The 15,281-nt window shown below is 69.5% G+C and carries 14 protein-coding genes; 5 read left to right on the top strand and 9 right to left on the bottom strand.

The window, feature by feature from the left end:
- Nucleotides 1–837, top strand: coding sequence for an FkbM family methyltransferase (locus tag EXE47_RS00380; RefSeq protein ID WP_129452439.1), 837 nt, complete (start codon nucleotides 1–3; stop codon nucleotides 835–837).
- 59 nt (nucleotides 838–896) lie between these two features.
- Here the strand turns inward: EXE47_RS00380 and EXE47_RS00375 are convergent, their stop codons facing one another.
- From EXE47_RS00375 to EXE47_RS00360, 4 genes are all read right to left on the bottom strand, one after another.
- Nucleotides 897–2,570 carry an AarF/ABC1/UbiB kinase family protein gene (locus EXE47_RS00375; RefSeq protein WP_049930241.1) on the bottom strand — a complete coding sequence of 558 codons (1,674 nt, stop codon included), beginning with the start codon at nucleotides 2,568–2,570 and terminating at the stop codon, nucleotides 897–899.
- Between the two features lie 3 nt (nucleotides 2,571–2,573).
- Complete coding sequence (locus EXE47_RS00370; RefSeq protein WP_086219246.1) at nucleotides 2,574–2,948, bottom strand: Hsp20/alpha crystallin family protein; 375 nt, start codon at nucleotides 2,946–2,948, stop codon at nucleotides 2,574–2,576.
- Nucleotides 2,949–3,077: 129 nt separating this feature from the next.
- Nucleotides 3,078–3,782: a hypothetical protein gene (locus EXE47_RS00365; protein ID WP_049930238.1), complete on the bottom strand. Its 705-nt coding sequence runs from the start codon at nucleotides 3,780–3,782 to the stop codon at nucleotides 3,078–3,080.
- An 88-nt stretch (nucleotides 3,783–3,870) separates the two neighbouring features.
- A complete protein-coding gene (locus tag EXE47_RS00360) occupies nucleotides 3,871–4,641 on the bottom strand; it encodes an alpha/beta fold hydrolase (RefSeq protein ID WP_137707943.1) in 771 nt (256 codons plus the stop codon).
- Nucleotides 4,642–4,855: 214 nt separating this feature from the next.
- Here EXE47_RS00360 and EXE47_RS00355 point away from each other — a divergent pair, with 214 nt between their 5' ends.
- Entirely contained in the window at nucleotides 4,856–5,107 is a 252-nt protein-coding gene (locus EXE47_RS00355) for a hypothetical protein (protein ID WP_049930235.1), read from the top strand.
- Nucleotides 5,104–7,371, top strand: a complete 2,268-nt coding sequence (locus EXE47_RS00350) for a CDC48 family AAA ATPase (RefSeq protein ID WP_137707942.1) — start codon at nucleotides 5,104–5,106, stop codon at nucleotides 7,369–7,371. Before EXE47_RS00355 ends, EXE47_RS00350 begins: the two co-directional genes overlap by 4 nt.
- Before the next feature lie 44 nt (nucleotides 7,372–7,415).
- Here EXE47_RS00350 and EXE47_RS00345 read toward each other — a convergent pair whose 3' ends face one another.
- Nucleotides 7,416–7,658 carry a hypothetical protein gene (locus tag EXE47_RS00345; RefSeq protein ID WP_049930233.1) on the bottom strand — a complete coding sequence of 81 codons (243 nt, stop codon included), beginning with the start codon at nucleotides 7,656–7,658 and terminating at the stop codon, nucleotides 7,416–7,418.
- A gap of 425 nt (nucleotides 7,659–8,083) precedes the next feature.
- Here EXE47_RS00345 and EXE47_RS00340 point away from each other — a divergent pair, with 425 nt between their 5' ends.
- Complete coding sequence (locus EXE47_RS00340) at nucleotides 8,084–11,239, top strand: adenosylcobalamin-dependent ribonucleoside-diphosphate reductase (RefSeq protein WP_049930231.1); 3,156 nt, start codon at nucleotides 8,084–8,086, stop codon at nucleotides 11,237–11,239.
- 154 nt (nucleotides 11,240–11,393) lie between these two features.
- Here EXE47_RS00340 and EXE47_RS00335 read toward each other — a convergent pair whose 3' ends face one another.
- From EXE47_RS00335 to EXE47_RS00325, 4 genes are all read right to left on the bottom strand, one after another.
- Nucleotides 11,394–11,831, bottom strand: coding sequence for a hypothetical protein (locus EXE47_RS00335; protein ID WP_094494609.1), 438 nt, complete (start codon nucleotides 11,829–11,831; stop codon nucleotides 11,394–11,396).
- Nucleotides 11,832–11,951: 120 nt separating this feature from the next.
- Nucleotides 11,952–12,107 carry a hypothetical protein gene (locus tag EXE47_RS18585; RefSeq protein ID WP_176450687.1) on the bottom strand — a complete coding sequence of 52 codons (156 nt, stop codon included), beginning with the start codon at nucleotides 12,105–12,107 and terminating at the stop codon, nucleotides 11,952–11,954.
- Nucleotides 12,108–12,204: 97 nt separating this feature from the next.
- Complete coding sequence (locus EXE47_RS00330; RefSeq protein ID WP_089308352.1) at nucleotides 12,205–13,182, bottom strand: aldo/keto reductase; 978 nt, start codon at nucleotides 13,180–13,182, stop codon at nucleotides 12,205–12,207.
- A 71-nt stretch (nucleotides 13,183–13,253) separates the two neighbouring features.
- Complete coding sequence (locus EXE47_RS00325; protein WP_049930226.1) at nucleotides 13,254–13,451, bottom strand: hypothetical protein; 198 nt, start codon at nucleotides 13,449–13,451, stop codon at nucleotides 13,254–13,256.
- 111 nt (nucleotides 13,452–13,562) lie between these two features.
- On the opposite strand from EXE47_RS00325, the gene EXE47_RS00320 reads away from it, so the two are divergent.
- On the top strand, nucleotides 13,563–15,281 hold the full coding sequence (locus EXE47_RS00320; protein ID WP_137707941.1) for a cryptochrome/photolyase family protein: 1,719 nt from the start codon (nucleotides 13,563–13,565) through the stop codon (nucleotides 15,279–15,281).

Here is a 15,281-nt window from a genome sequence, read left to right as displayed (position 1 = left end):
ATGCCCTCGATAGCACGGCTGCCGTCGCTGGTTCGGTCGCGCGTCGAGCGGCTCGGCTTTCGAACCCTGTACCGGCTCGCCGACCTGACGTACGCGCTCGGCGTCGCGACGCCGAAGCGGACCGTCGCCGGCACGTACTGGAGCTACGAGCCGACGAACCCCCACGGCGACGACCCCGGACTGGCCGCGCTCGACCGTCTCCCGGAGGACGCGGTGATCCTCGACGTGGGCGCGCACGTCGGCGAACACGCGATCCCGCTGACCCGCGGGACCGACCGTCGCGTAGTGGCGTTCGAGCCGAACGGCGAGAGCGCGGACCGGCTGGCGCGGAACGCCGAGCGGAACGGGCTCGGCGATCGGCTCGACCTCAGGCGGGCGGGCGCGGGCGACGCGAACGCGACGCTTACCTTCTATCGGTCGACGTTCTCGAAGTGCTCGGCGTTCGACCGCGATCTGGCGACGAGGTGGGGCGCGAGCGTCGCCGGGACGGAGTCGGTCCCGGTCCGACAGCTCGACGAACTCGTCGAGGGCGTCGGCGACGAGAGAGCCGACGGGGGCGGGACAGTCCCGCCGCCGGACGCCGTGAAGGTCGACGTCGAGGGCCGCGAGGGGGCGGTCCTCCGGGGCGCGGCGGAGACGCTCGCGACGTACCGTCCGCTGCTCGTCGTGGAGGTCCACGAGTCGGGGTCAGCGGAGGGAGTTGCGGCGGACGAGGGGACGATGAGCCCGGACTCCGCCGCCCTCCGCGAGTGGCTAACGGCGCGGGAGTACGCGGTCGAGGAAGCGGAAGACGTGTGGATCTGTCGGGCGACAGGAGAGTCGATAAAAGGCCGCTGAGTCGGTCGCCGCGCCGCCGGTCCGGTCGCTGTGCCGTTGAGTGGCGCCCCGTCGCCGAGTCAGTCGTCGCGCCGCTGTTTCATCCCCTGGCGGGTGAACTGCGGCGTGGTGCGGAGTCCCCGCTTCTTCCGGAACGACCGGTACAAGGCGATCGCGAGCGGCGAGGCCAGCGCGAGGACGACGAGCGCGAGCCGCCAGTTGTTCGCGAACGAGTAGAGGATCGTCGCCGAGAGGACGCCGACGGCGAGTAGCACCGAGTAGGCGATCCGCATCGCCAGCTTCTCTAAGACCTTCGTGTCGTCCTCTAAGACGACGTTGACCGTCAGGTCGTCGCGGTTGGCGCGGTCGAGGAACTCGTCGGCCTTCGGCGGGACCGTGAACAGCGCCTCGGTGGTCTGTTGCACCTGCCGGCCGGCGTCTTCGGCGAGGTCACGGGCGGTCTGCTCGTAGTACCCCTCCTCGCGGAGGTAGTCGGTCGCCGTCGAGATGAAGTCGAACTCGGGGTCTAAGGTGACACAGACCCCCTCGACGACGGTGGCGACCCGGAGGACCAAGGCGAGGTTCGGCGGGAGCCGGAGCGGGAACTCGTAGATGGACGACTCCACCTGCTCGATGATCTGGTTCACCTGGTACTGCTCGACGTCCTCGCCCCGGACGTCGGCGATGGCGAGCTCCATCACGTTCCCCATCACCTCGCGGTCGGCCTCCGGCGAGAGGGTCCCCATCGAGATGAGCGTGTCGAGGATGGCGTCGATATCCTGCCGCGCGACCGCGACGTAGAACTCGACGATCTTCTCCTGGACGAACGGGTCCACCCGCCCCGCCATGCCGAAGTCGTAGAAGATCACGGACCCGTCGTCCGCGACCGCGAGGTTCCCCGGGTGGGGGTCGGCGTGGAACACGCCGTCGTCGATGATCATCTGGAGGTACACTTCCTGGAGGATCTCCGCGATCGCCGTCCGGTCGTGACCAGCCTCGTCGAGCGCGTCGATGTCGCTGATCTTCGTGCCCGGGACGTACTCCATGGTGAGCACCCGCGGCCCCGACACCGACTCGTACGTCTCCGGGATCCGGATCCGATCGTTGTCCGCGAAGTTGCCGCGGATCTCCTCGAGCATCGTCCGCTCGCGGGCGTAGTCCATCTCCTCGCGGATCGTCTTGGCGAACTCGTCGGCGAGGTTCTCCAGGGAGAACGACCGGCCGGCGCCGGTGAACCGCTTGACCAGCGGGATCGACCAGCGGATCGTGCGGAGGTCGGCCTCGACGAGCGACTCGATGCCGGGCCGACGCACCTTCACCGCGACCTCGTCGCCCTCGTAGGTGGCGGTGTACACCTGTCCGAGGCTCGCGCCGCTTATCGGGTCGCGGTCGAAGTCGTCGAACGTCTCGTCGACCGGCCCGAACTCGTCTTCGAGGACGACCCGCGACTCCTCCCACGGCGCGGGGGGAACGTCGTCTTGGAGTCCCTCCAAGACCTCGATGTACGCCGGGGGAAGGATGTCGGGACGCGTCGAGAGGATCTGTCCGAGTTTGATGAACGTCGGCCCGAGCGTGAGCAGGATGTCGAGCAGCACCGCGGCGCGCTCGCGCTGGGTCTCGGCGTCGACCTCTCGGCTCCCGCCGAACAGGAAGTAGCGGCGGCGGTCACGCCAGTAGGCGACGATAAGCGGCGAGAACTGCCGCAGGACGACGACGAACCGCCAGTAGGCGCGAAGGTTGACCAGCGTGACCACCCGTCAGGCGTCGCCCTCGCCGTCCGCGTCGTCGACGGGGATGGTCCGGGAGACGTCACGCTCTCGCTTGGGGAGGGAGATTTCGAGGACGCCGCGGTCGATCTCGGCGTCGGCGCCCGCGCCGTCGGCGTCGTTCGGGAGGGGGAGTTCCGCGTCGAGGAACAGCGGGCGGTCCTCCCGGACGTACTCGAACCCGTCGGGGACGGCCTTCTCGCGGCGACCCTCGATGTCGATACGACCGTCCTCGACGAGCACCTCGGTCGTCGCTGCGGTCGCGCCCGGGAGGTCGACGACGAGGACGTACCCGTCGTCGGACTCGAGTAGGTCCGCAAACACCGCGTCCGGGAGGTCCCGGAGCGCGTCGCGTAGCGCTGACATAGGGGTCGGTAGGATCGCCGCGGCGAAAAACCTGTGGAAAAGGCGGATCGGGGCGGGAGATCCACCGCGGGTGACGCGGAGCGAGTGCCGCTGGTGGCGCGGAGCGAGTGGGGCTCCCGGGGAGGCGGCTCAGTCGCGGTCGCCGATGTCGAGGTCGAACTTCCCGAGGTCGTCCCCCTGCGACTCGCCGGGGAGGATGTCGCCGAGGCCCGCGCCGAACGCCGCCGCGGCCCAGACGACCGCGACCCGGCTGACCCGTTCGAGCGCGGTGGGGTCGCCCTCGTGGAGGCGCCCCCAGAACAGCAGCATGGCCGCCGACGTGGCGAGCGAGACGAGGAGGACCCCGGCGTAGCGGCGCGGGATGACGCCGAGGATCGGGTGGTGGATCGCGATCTGCCGGAAGTCGGCGTAGTAGAGGAGCCCGGCGGTCGCGACGAAGACGAAGCCGACGTGGCCGATCAGGAGGACCGGGACGCCCGCGACGGTCGTCGCCGCGAACCAGGCCGCGATCTCGAAGACGCCGCCCTCGACGAGCAGCGGGAGCGCGAACAGCACCGCCCCGACGAACGACTCGGCGAGGTCTCTGGAGGTGTACTTCGTGATCCGCTCCGCGAGCGCGCCGCTCCCGGGCATCCGCTCGACGAGCGAGATCGTCTGTCGAACCTCCTCGCGCTCGTGGCCCTCGTCGACCGTGTCGCGCAGGGCGTCGAGCTTCGCGAGCAGGTCGTCGATGTCGGGGTCGCCCGGGGGCGGTTCGGCCGGAGGCTGTTCGGCGCCCGCCGGCGCTCCGGACCCGTCGGCACGACCGGTATCGCCGTCGTCGCTGTCGACCATGTGCCCACGGGACGCGCGACCGACCTAAATCTCGCGGCGGTCGGCGGGTCCCCGCGGTCGCGAGCCGACGACCGGCGAGACGGGCGGCCTACAATCGACCGAGGAACGCGGAGAGCGCGTCGTTGAACGCGGTCGGCGCTTCGAGCATCGCGAGGTGCGCGGCGTCGGGGACCTCCGCGAGCTCTCCGGCCGGGATCCCGTCCGCGAGGTACTCATGGTACGCGGGCGGCGTGAGCTCGTCGTGCGCGCCGACGAGCGCGAGCGCCGGGACGCCGATCTCGTCGAGTCGCTCCCGGACGTCGAACCGGTGGCAGGTGAGGAAGTCGCGTTCGGTGACCGCTCGCCCGCACTCGCGCATGGCCGCCTCGGAGAGCTCGACGTACTCGGGCGGCGCGTCGTGGAAGAGGCGGTCCGGCTCGTGGAGCAGCGAGACGGCCCGCTCGAAATCGTCGGCGAGCGCGCCGCGGAGGGGCTCGGCCACCGCGAGCTTCGCGCCCGTGCCCGCGAGGACGAGACCGTCGAGCGCGAGGTCGCGCTCTAAGGCGACCCGCAGCGCGACCGCGCCGCCGAGGGAGTTGCCGCAGAGGACTGTCGCCCCCGTCTCCTCCGCGACGGCGATCACGTCGTCCGCGTACGCGTTGAGCGTCTCGGGGCCGGCGGGTGTCGCGACGTCGTCGCTGTCGCCGTGCCCGGAGAGGTCGACGGCGACGCTCGAAACCCGGTCGGCCAGCCTGGCCTGCGACTTCCAGATGTCTTTCGTGCCGCCGCTGCCGTGAACGAAGCAGACCGTCGGCCCGTCGCCGCCGCGGTCGAAGCGGCGGTACGCCGTCGCGCGACCGTCGTGGGTGACCCGTTCCATGTCCGGGCGGTTCGGCGCCGAGCGGTATAAGCGCCCGAGGGAGCCGACGCGCGCTCGGCGACTCGATCGGCGCCGCGGGTCCGACCGCACGACGGCGGACGGTCGGCGGTGGAATCGCTCGAACCGCTACACTACCGTTAGTACAAAGAGGCACTCACGTCATGCGATTTTGAGCGTCAAGTTTAAATACTTACGCGACTAACTCGTAGTTAGGATGAATCACATACAGACCCGATCGACCGGCGACGGCGCGCTGCTGCGCCGGTACGAGTACGACGACGGCTGGACCGTCGCCGCCGACCTCGACGTCGACGACGAGGCCGTCACCGTCGACACCGTCGGCGAGACGGCGATCGTCGTCGTAGAGGGACCGGACGGGCCGGTCGAATCGGAGTTCGAGCTGCCCGGGACGGCCGCCGACGTGGCGGTGAACAACGGCGTGCTCACCGTGGAGGGCGACCGATGAAGCTCACTGTCAAGCCGCTGAAACAGAAGGACGCCGGCCGTCGCCTGGCGGCAATCGACCGTGTCGCGGCCGACGAGCTCGGGCTCTCCGGCGGGGACATCGTCCGCGTCGAGAGCGCCGACGGGGCGGCGATCGCCCGCGTCTGGCCCGGCTACCCCGAGGACGACGGGACGGGCGTGATCCGCATCGACGGGCGCCTCCGCCAGGAGGCCGACGTGGGGATCGACGACCGCGTCACCGTCGAGGACGTCGACGTCTCGCGGGCGGACGCGGTGACGATCGCCTTCCCCAGCCAGCTGCGGGTGCGGGGGCAGATCGCCCCGTTCATCCGGGACAAGCTCTCCGGTCAGCCGGTGACCGAGGGGCAGACGATCCGGACCTCGCTCGGCTTCGGGCTGATGGGCGGCCAGTCGCAGGCGGTCCCGATGAAGATCGCCGAGACGAGCCCCGGCGGCACGGTCGTCATCACCGACGAGACGGAGATCAGCATCTCCGAGATCTCCGCCGAGGAGATCGCCGACCGCGGCGAGGCCGCGGGCGGCACCGGCGAGGGGCCGGACGTGACCTACGAGGACATCGGCGGGCTCGACGACGAGCTCGAACAGGTCCGCGAGATGATCGAGCTCCCGATGCGGCACCCGGAGCTGTTCAAGCGCCTCGGCATCGACCCGCCGAAGGGCGTCCTGCTCCACGGCCCGCCGGGCACGGGGAAGACGCTGATCGCGAAGGCGGTCGCCAACGAGATCGACGCGAACTTCCACACGATCTCCGGCCCGGAGATCATGTCGAAGTACTACGGCGAGAGCGAGGAGCAGCTCCGCGAAGTGTTCGAGGAGGCGTCCGAGGAGTCGCCGTCGATCATCTTCATGGACGAGCTCGACTCCATCGCGCCCAAGCGCGAGGAGGCGGGCGGCGACGTGGAGCGCCGCGTCGTGGCGCAGCTGCTCTCGCTGATGGACGGGCTCGAAGAGCGCGGCGAGGTCGTCGTCATCGGGGCGACGAACCGCGTCGACGCCATCGATCAGGCGCTCCGACGGGGCGGCCGCTTCGACCGCGAGATCGAGGTGGGCGTCCCCGACCGGGACGGTCGCAAGGAGATCCTTCAGGTCCACACGCGGAACATGCCGCTGACCGACGGGATCGACCTCGACGAGTACGCCGAGAACACGCACGGCTTCGTCGGGGCCGACCTCGAATCGCTGGCGAAGGAGTCCGCGATGCACGCGCTGCGGCGCATCCGCCCGGAGATCGACCTCGAATCGGACGAGATCGACGCCGACGTGCTGAACAGCATCCAGGTGACCGAGTCGGACTTCAAGGAGGCGATCAAGGGGATCGAACCCTCCGCGCTGCGGGAGGTGTTCGTGGAGGTCCCCGACACCACCTGGGACGACGTCGGCGGCCTCGGCGACACGAAAGAGCGGCTCCGCGAGACGATCCAGTGGCCGCTCGAGTACCCCGAGGTGTTCGACGAGCTCGACATGCAGGCCGCGAAGGGCGTCCTGATGTACGGCCCGCCGGGCACGGGGAAGACCCTGCTCGCGAAGGCCGTCGCCAACGAGAGCGAGTCCAACTTCATCTCGATCAAGGGGCCCGAGCTGCTGAACAAGTACGTGGGCGAGTCCGAGAAGGGCGTCCGCGAGGTGTTCAGCAAGGCCCGCGAGAACGCGCCGACGATCGTGTTCTTCGACGAGATCGACTCGATCGCCACCGAGCGCGGGAAGAACTCCGGCGACTCCGGCGTGGGCGAGCGCGTCGTCTCCCAGCTGCTGACGGAGCTCGACGGCCTCGAGTCGCTGGAGGACGTCGTCGTCGTCGCGACGACGAACCGCCCCGACCTCATCGACTCGGCGCTGCTCCGCCCTGGTCGCTTAGACCGGCACGTCCACGTGCCAGTCCCCGAAGAGGCGGCGCGCCGCCGGATCTTCGAGGTCCACACGCGGGATAAGCCGCTGGCGGACGACGTCGACCTCGACGCCCTCGCCCGCAAGACCGAGGGGTACGTGGGGGCCGACATCGAGGCGGTCGCCCGCGAGGCGTCGATGAACGCCTCTCGGGAGTTCATCGGCAGCGTCACGCGCGAGGAGGTCGGCGAGTCCGTCGGCAACGTCCGCGTGACGATGGAGCACTTCGAGGACGCGCTGAGCGAGGTGAACCCGAGCGTCACCCCCGAGACGCGCGAGCGCTACGAGGAGATAGAAAAGCAGTTCAAGCGGTCGGAGGTCGACCGCACCGAGGCCGAACCGGGCGCGGCGTTCCAGTAAGCCGGGCGCTTCGACCCGAACCGGCGGCCGGCCCGCGGCGGTTTTTAGACAAGTCCCAGCGTCGACAGCAGGTAGAACGCCGCGACGACGACGATGCCGATCGTGACGAGCCGCCACGCGAGCTTCAATACGAACTTGCCGACGACGATGACGAGCGCGACGGCGACGAGGGCGACCAGGAGCTGCCCGACCTGACTGCCGAGCAGCGCGGCCTGTGCCGGCGCGGCGAGCCCCGCGAGCGCGAGCGACGTTGCGGTCATGTCCCGGACCACGGCGACGCCGGGCATAAGCTTGTGGGAGGAGCCGGAAGTCGTTTGCTAGTTCTGATAGGTCTTCAGGCATTCCGGTGATGGGGCCGAGCGTGGATCCGCCCGACATCGGCCGACACGGCGGTATCGGGCGCCGGCTGGGCCGGCGGTTGCCGCCTCGATCGACCCCCCTTCTGTTCCCGTGGGAGACCGCTCACATCGTGTGGTTTTTTCGATCGACGACCAGTTTCACTCCGGTCTACCTATGCTTATGTGTCCAGAGCCCATTCCTTACCGACGTACCGGATTCAGCGTCAGGCGCACCGGAGAGACGTTACATACCGAATCGGACATGTAGAAGCCGGGCGGGGCCGAACATCCGAACGTACAAGGGCCCGCCTCGCCAGTACACTAACACTACAGATGATCCATATTCCACGCAAAGCCAGCGGGGTGGCCGCCGAATGAGCAGCGACGGCGTCTCCGCCGACGGAGTCGAACTGCCGATCAAACGAACCACGGGCGAGACGATGGAGGAGCGCCTCACGGGCAACGCCTACCAGAACATCCTGCCCGCGCGCTACCTCCGGAAGAACGCGGACGGCGAACCGATCGAAGACCAGGAGGAACTCTTTGACCGCGTCGCGCGAAACGTCGCGCTCGCGGAGGCCGTCTTCGAGGCTGAAAACCAGGGCGTCGAGGTCACCGTCACGCCCGACCAGCTGAAGCCCGACCACCCGCGGCGCGACGAGCTCGCCGAGGACGTGTTCGGCGCGGGCACGACGGCCGACGACGACGCGGAGGCGACGCTCACGGCCCACAACGTCAACAAGTTCGCGTACGAGACGGTCGTTCCCGAGCTCCCCGACGGGGTGCGCGACCACGTCGAGGCGACCGCCGAGACGTTCCGACAGGGGATGGAGTCGCTTTCCTTCATGCCGAACTCCCCGACGCTGATGAACGCCGGCGACGAGCTCCAGCAGCTCTCCGCCTGCTTCGTCGACTCGCCGGGCGACGACATCACCGACATCCACCAGACCGCCAAGGAGGCGGCCGAGGTGTTCCAGTCCGGCGGCGGCATGGGGTACGCGTTCTGGAAGCTCCGGCCGTACGGCGACTCCGTCGGCTCCACCGGCGGCATCGCCTCCGGGCCGATCACGTTCATGCGGACGTTCGACCAGATGTGCGAGACGATCGCGCAGGGCGGCGCGCGCCGCGGCGCCCAGATGGGCGTCATGCGCATCTCGCACCCGGACGTGATCCAGTTCATCCACGCGAAGAACAAGGACGTCTCGCTGGCCCACTCGCTGCGGCTCAACGACCCCGACGACTTCACGCACAACTCCTTCGCGGACGCGCTGGAGGAGGCCCGCGAGCTCATCGACGAGGACGGCAAGGTGCCCGAGCACCTCCGGAACGCGGTCGAGGGACACCTCTCGAACTTCAACATCAGCGTCGGCGTCACCGACGACTTCATGGAGGCGCTGGCGAACGACGAGGAGTTCACCTTCACCAACCCCCGCACCGAGGAGCCCCACGTCGCCACCCCGGAGACGAAGGAGCTCTACGACATGTTCGGGCTCGGCGAGCACGTCGAGGTCGGCGAGGAGCTCTCCGTCCCGGCGGCGGAGATCTGGGATCACATGATCCAGGGCGCCCACGAGAACGGGGAGCCGGGCGTCGTCTACCTCGAACGGATCAACAAGGAGCACTCCTTCGACGTGGAGGAGCACCCGGAGCACCAGATTCTCGCGACGAACCCCTGCGGCGAGCAGCCGTTAGAGGAGTACGAGGCCTGTAACCTCGGCCACATCAACCTCTCGACGCTCGCGGACCTCGACGCGCCCGACTGGCGCGTCTGGTCGGACGAGCACGCTGACGAGTACGACTCCGAGGCGGCCGCGGTCGAGGCGTTCCTCGAAGAGGCGATCGACTTCGAGGAGTTCGAAGAGCGGATCGCGTACGGCACCCGCTTCCTCGAGAACGTCGTCACGATGTCCGACTTCCCGGTCGACGAGATCGAGGAGAAGGTCCGCGACATGCGGAAGATCGGGCTCGGAATCATGGGGCTCGCGCAGCTGTACGTCCAGCTCGGCGTCCGCTACGGCTCCGAGTCGGGCAACGAGATCGCCCGGCAGCTGATGACCCACATCAACCACGAGTCGAAGCTTGCCTCCCACGATCTCGCCGAGGAACGCGGGACGTTCAACGACTGGGCGGACTCGAAGTACGCGAACCCGACCGAGCACCGCGACTGGTTCGAGCACTTCACCGGGCTCGACGCCGACGAGTGGGCGGACGGCTTCCCGATCCGGAACCACAACACGACGACGATCGCCCCCACGGGCACGACGTCGATGATCGGCAACACGACCGGCGGCTGCGAGCCGATCTACAACGTCGCCTACTACAAGAACGTCTCCGACGACGTCCAGGGCGACGAGATGCTCGTCGAGTTCGACGACTACTTCCTGCGCACGCTGGAGGCCAACGACGTCGACGTCGAGGCCGTCAAGCGCGAGGCGCAGGCGCAGATGGCCGAAAACGCGTTCGACGGCGTCGAGGGGCTCGACACCGTCCCGGACGCCATCGGCGAGCTGTTCGTCGTCACCGGCGACCTCTCGGCGAAGGACCACGCCGGCGTCCAGGTCGCCTGTCAGAAGGGCGTCGACTCCGCCATCTCGAAGACCGTGAACGCGCCCAACGACTCGACGCTGGGCGACGCCAAGGAGGTCTTCGAGTACATCTACGAGAACGGCGGGAAGGGCGTCACCTACTACCGCGACGGCACCCGCTCGAAGCAGGTGCTCACGACGCGGGCGCAGAACACGGAGTTCGCCGACGAGAGCGAGGCCGCGGAGACCATCGTCGAGCAGATCAACGAGGTCTTCGGCGGCGTCGAGGCGTTCCTCGACAACGAGGACGTCCGCGCGGCGATCGACGCGGAGGTCGCGGACCTGCTCGAAGCGACCGAGCAGCCCCGGATCGACTACAGCGAGCGCAGCCCGCGCCCCGACTCGCTGTCGGGCGTCACCCAGCGGGTCGAGACGGGCTACGGCAAGCTGTACGTCACCATCAACGAGGACGAGAACGGTCGACCGTTCGAGCTGTTCGCGAACATCGGCCACTCCGGCGGCTACACCAACTCCTTCACCGAGGCGCTCGCGAAGGTCATCTCGACGGCGCTGCGCTCCGGCGTCGACCCCGAGGAGATCGTCGACGAGCTCCAGGGCACCCGGAGCCCGAAGGTCGCCTGGGACAAGGGCGAGCAGATCCAGTCGATCCCGGACGCCATCGGCACCGCGCTGCGGCGCTACCTCGACGACGACGTCGACAAGGGGATCCCTCAACAGCAGAGCCTCGACGACGTCGGGGAGGCCGCGTCGAGCGCGAGTCCGCCGAGCCAGACCGACGGCGGCGCGGTCGACGCCGGCGCGGCGACCGGCGCCCCGAGCGGGACCGCTCCGACGGGCGAGGACGACGCGGCCGGCGCCGACGACTCGACCCAGCAGCTCATCGCGGCGGGCGAGTCGCCCGAGTGTCCCGAGTGCGGCGGGATGAACCTCTACTACTCCGAGGGCTGTAAGACGTGCGAGTCGTGCGGCTGGTCGGAGTGTTAGCCGGGCGGCGCGAACGTCGGTAGCGGGCGGTCGACGGCGCGGTTTTCTGCGGGTCGTTGACGCTCCCGCGCGCGTTCACTACCGGTCGATAGACGAGCGTGACGCTGTTCGGGTCAGGTGAAGCGGTCGGGACCGAAAAGAGATTACCGTCGGCTCAGTCGTCTTCGAGCGCCTGCGCGATGCGCTGGAGCTGGCGGGTGGCGTCGCGGACCTCGTCGCGGAGCTGGCGCACCTCGCGGACGAGCTCCTCGTTGCCGCCGTCGTCGCCGCGGGCGCCCTGTTCTGCGCCCGCGCCTGGACCGCCGCCCATGCCGGGCGGGCCGCCCGCGCCGCCGGGGCCGCCGCCGCCCATCATGCCGGACATCATCTGCGCGAAGGGGTTGCCGCCGCCGCCACCGCCCATCCCCGGCGGGCCGCCGCCGCCGCCCATCATCTCCTCCGGGTCGGGCCGGTCGCCCTCCTCGCGCTCCTGCTCGCGTCGCTCCCGGATCTCCTCGACGCGCTCGCGGAACGACTTCTCCTCGCCGTCGTCGCCGTCGCTCTGTTCGCCGCCCTCGCCGTTCTCGGGGTCGGTGGCGTCGTCGTCTGCCATGCGCCACGGTTCGGCGGCGCCGCCGAAAAGGGTTGTCGTGGCGCCCGCGACGGTGTGTTTATAAATAGCCGGCGGGCGGCGGTGTCGGACCGGCGCTCCGCTGGCGGCCCCGAGCCGGCGTCAGGTCCGAATCAGCCGGTGGCAGTTCGGGCACTCCGCCGAGTCCGTGTCCCGGCCGGCCGCAGGCACGCGGTCGCCGCAGTTCGGACACCGGATCCGGGTGCGAGCGTACTCCGTTCTCGACCGGGTCGGGGTTCGGTCGGTGTCGTCGGCCATATGAGTGAGACATTCACTAGCATACAAATGACTTATCGACATATTCCTAAAACACGATTTAGGTCGCCGAGCGCGCAGCCGGAGTCGCGCTCCGCCGTCACTCGTGACCGGAGACGCGGACCGGCTCGTACGGCTCTTCGAGCCACTCCACGTCGGAATCGGAGAGGTTGACGTCGAGCGCCTCGACCGCGTCTTCGAGGTGTTCGACGCTCGTCGTGCCGACGATGGGCGTGTCGACCCACTCCTTGTGGAACAGCCACGCGAGTGCGATCTGCGCCATCTTCACGCCCTCCTCCGCGGCGAGTTCCTCGACTCGCTCGTTGACCGCCCGCCCGCCGCCCTCGCGGTAGGGGTGCGCGTAGAGGTGCTCCTCGGTCTCGCCGCGGAGGGTGGCGTCGACCTCCTCGTGCGGGCGCGTCAGGTAGCCGCGCGCGAGGGGGCTCCACGGCATCACGCCGATTCCCTCCTTCTCGCACAGCGGGAGCATCTCGCGCTCCTCCTCGCGGTAGGCGAGGTTGTAGTGGTTCTGCATCGTGGCGAACCGCTCGTACCCCTCGCGGTCGCTCGCGTGGAGCGCCTCGGCGAACTGGTGGGCCCACATCGAGGAGGCGCCGACGTGTCGCACGTCGCCCCGTCGCACCGCGTCGTCGAGCGCGGCGAGCGTCTCCTCGATCGGCGTGTCGTCGTCCCAGCGGTGGATCTGATAGAGGTCGACCGTCTCCATGCCGAGCCGGTCGAGGGAGTTCGACAGCTCCTGCTCGATGGCCTTCCGGGAGAGGCCGCCCGAGTTCGGGTTCGACTCGTCCATCTGGAAGTACCCCTTCGTGGCCACGACGAACTCCTCGCGGTCGTATTCGCCGAGGGCGTCACCGAGGACGCGCTCGCTCGCGCCGTTCGAGTACATGTTGGCGGTGTCGAAGAAGTTCACGCCGAGTTCGACGGCGCGGTCGACGAGCTCGCGGCCCGCCTCCTCGTCGAGCACCCACTCGCGCCAGTCCGGGTCGCCGAAGCTCATACAGCCGAGACAGATCTTCGAGACGGTGGTGCCGGTGGAGCCGAGCGTGGTGTACTCCATACGCGCACCAGTTCGAGGCGGAACAAAAAGCTACGCGCGGCGGCAGCGACGGGCTCGGCCCGAAGCGGGGATCAGAGGTCCCGGAACGACGCCGTGTACACGAGGAACGCCCCGGTGAGGATGACGAACGCGAGGAACGTCACGAGCGCGAGCACGTTCGCGACCGGCGAGAGCGGCGCGAGGAAGGACTGTCCGGTCGAGTCGAGCACCAGCACGGCGAGGAGGGCGGCGATGAGGCCGAGCAGCCAGTTCGTGAGGATCTCGTCCATGGCTCGCCCGACACGGGGGCCGACAAAAGTCCGCGGGTGACGCGTCGTTCCGGGAGGTCGCGGCCGAGCGACGCCGCCGGAGCTATGAGACTCGGGACCGTTATTCGTCCCGTGAGCGACCGGACGACCTGCTGGCTGCTCGGCGACCAGCTCAACCCCGACCTCGACGCCCTCGACGCGGCCGACGAGGTCCTCCTGATCGAAGCGCACGGGTTCGCCGACCGGAAGCCGTACCACGCCCACAAGCTGACGCTCGTGTTCTCGGCGATGCGGCACTTCCGCGACGACCTCCGCGATCGCGGCCACGACGTGACGTACGTTCAGGCGGAGTCGTTCGGCGAGGGGCTCGACGAGTTCTTCGCCGGTCGGGCGGCCGAGGCGAACGACGGCGAGGACGACGACGGGCCGCGCCTGCGGCTCATGCGCCCCGCGAGCCACGGCGCCGGCGAGCGGCTCCGCGGGCTGGTCGCCGAGCGCGGCGGCACCCTCGAACTCGTCGACAACGAGCTGTTCTGGACGACGCCGGCGGACTGGCGCGAGTGGGCCGGCGACGAGGGGACCGAGATCGGCGCCGACGGGGCCGCGGAGCGCACCTACCGGCAGGAGCACTGGTACCGGCACGTCCGTCGCGAGACGGGCGTGCTGATGGACGACGGCGAGCCGGTCGGCGGGGAGTGGAACTACGACGACCTGAATCAGGAGACGCCGCCGGAGGACTGGGAACCGCCGGGGCGGCCGACGTTCGAGCCGGACGAGCTGACCCGCGAGACCCACGCGTGGGTGTGCGACCGGTTCGACACGTGGGGGAACGACGCGCTCGACGGGTTCGCGTGGCCGGTCACGCGGGCAGAGGCCCGCGAGGCGCTCGACCGGTTCGTCCGCGACGGGCTGTCCGCGTTCGGACGGTACGAGGACGCGATGGTCGGCGGCGAGCCGTTCCTCTCGCACTCGCTGCTGTCGCCGGCGATCAACCTCGGGCTGCTCGACCCGCGCGAGCCGGTGCGGGCGGTCGAGCGCGCCTACGAGGAGCGGGGGGTCGAGCCCGGCGCGTACGACCCAGACGACCACGGCGACGCGGGCGGGACGGCGACCTCGCTCAGCGAGTTCGGCGGGGACGCGGCGGACGGCGAGGACGGAGCGACCGGGGGCAGAGCGGCCGGGGGCAACGAGCCCGCCCCCGTCCCGCTCAACGCCGTAGAAGGGTTCGTGAGGCAGGTGATCGGCTGGCGGGAGTTCATGCGCCACGTCTACCGCGAGGCGATGCCGGAGCTCGCGGAGGCGAATCAGTTGGAACAGGACCGGGAGCTTCCCCCCGCCTACTGGGACGGCGAGACGGACATGCGGTGTCTCTCGGAGGCGGTCGGGCACGTCCGCGAGTTCGGCTACGCCCACCACATCGAGCGGCTGATGGTGCTGTCGAACTTCGCGCTCGTGTACGGCGCCGACCCCGCCGACGTGAACGAGTGGTTCCACCTCGGCTTCGTCGACGCCTACCACTGGGTGACGACGCCGAACGTCGTCGCGATGGGGTCGTTCGGCACGGACGTGCTCTCCTCGAAGCCGTACGCCTCCTCGGGGAGCTACGTCAACCGGATGAGCGACCACTGCGCCGACTGCCCGTACGCCGTCTCGCGGACCACGGGCGACGGGGCCTGCCCGTTCAACGCGCTCTACTGGGACTTCCTGAAGGAGAACGAGGAGACGCTCCGCGGCACCGGGCGAATGGGGCTGATGTACTCGCACGTCGACAAGAAGGACGACGAGGAGTGGGCGGCGATCCGCGAGCGCGCCGACCGAGTGCGCGAACTCGCCGCGGATGGGGACCTGTGA

Source organism: Halorubrum sp. GN12_10-3_MGM (genome assembly GCF_005435235.1).
In the GTDB taxonomy this organism is placed as follows: Archaea; Halobacteriota; Halobacteria; order Halobacteriales; family Haloferacaceae; genus Halorubrum; species Halorubrum ezzemoulense.
The sequence above is the reverse complement of the archived record's forward strand: the minus strand, read 5'-3'. Positions and strand labels throughout refer to the sequence as shown.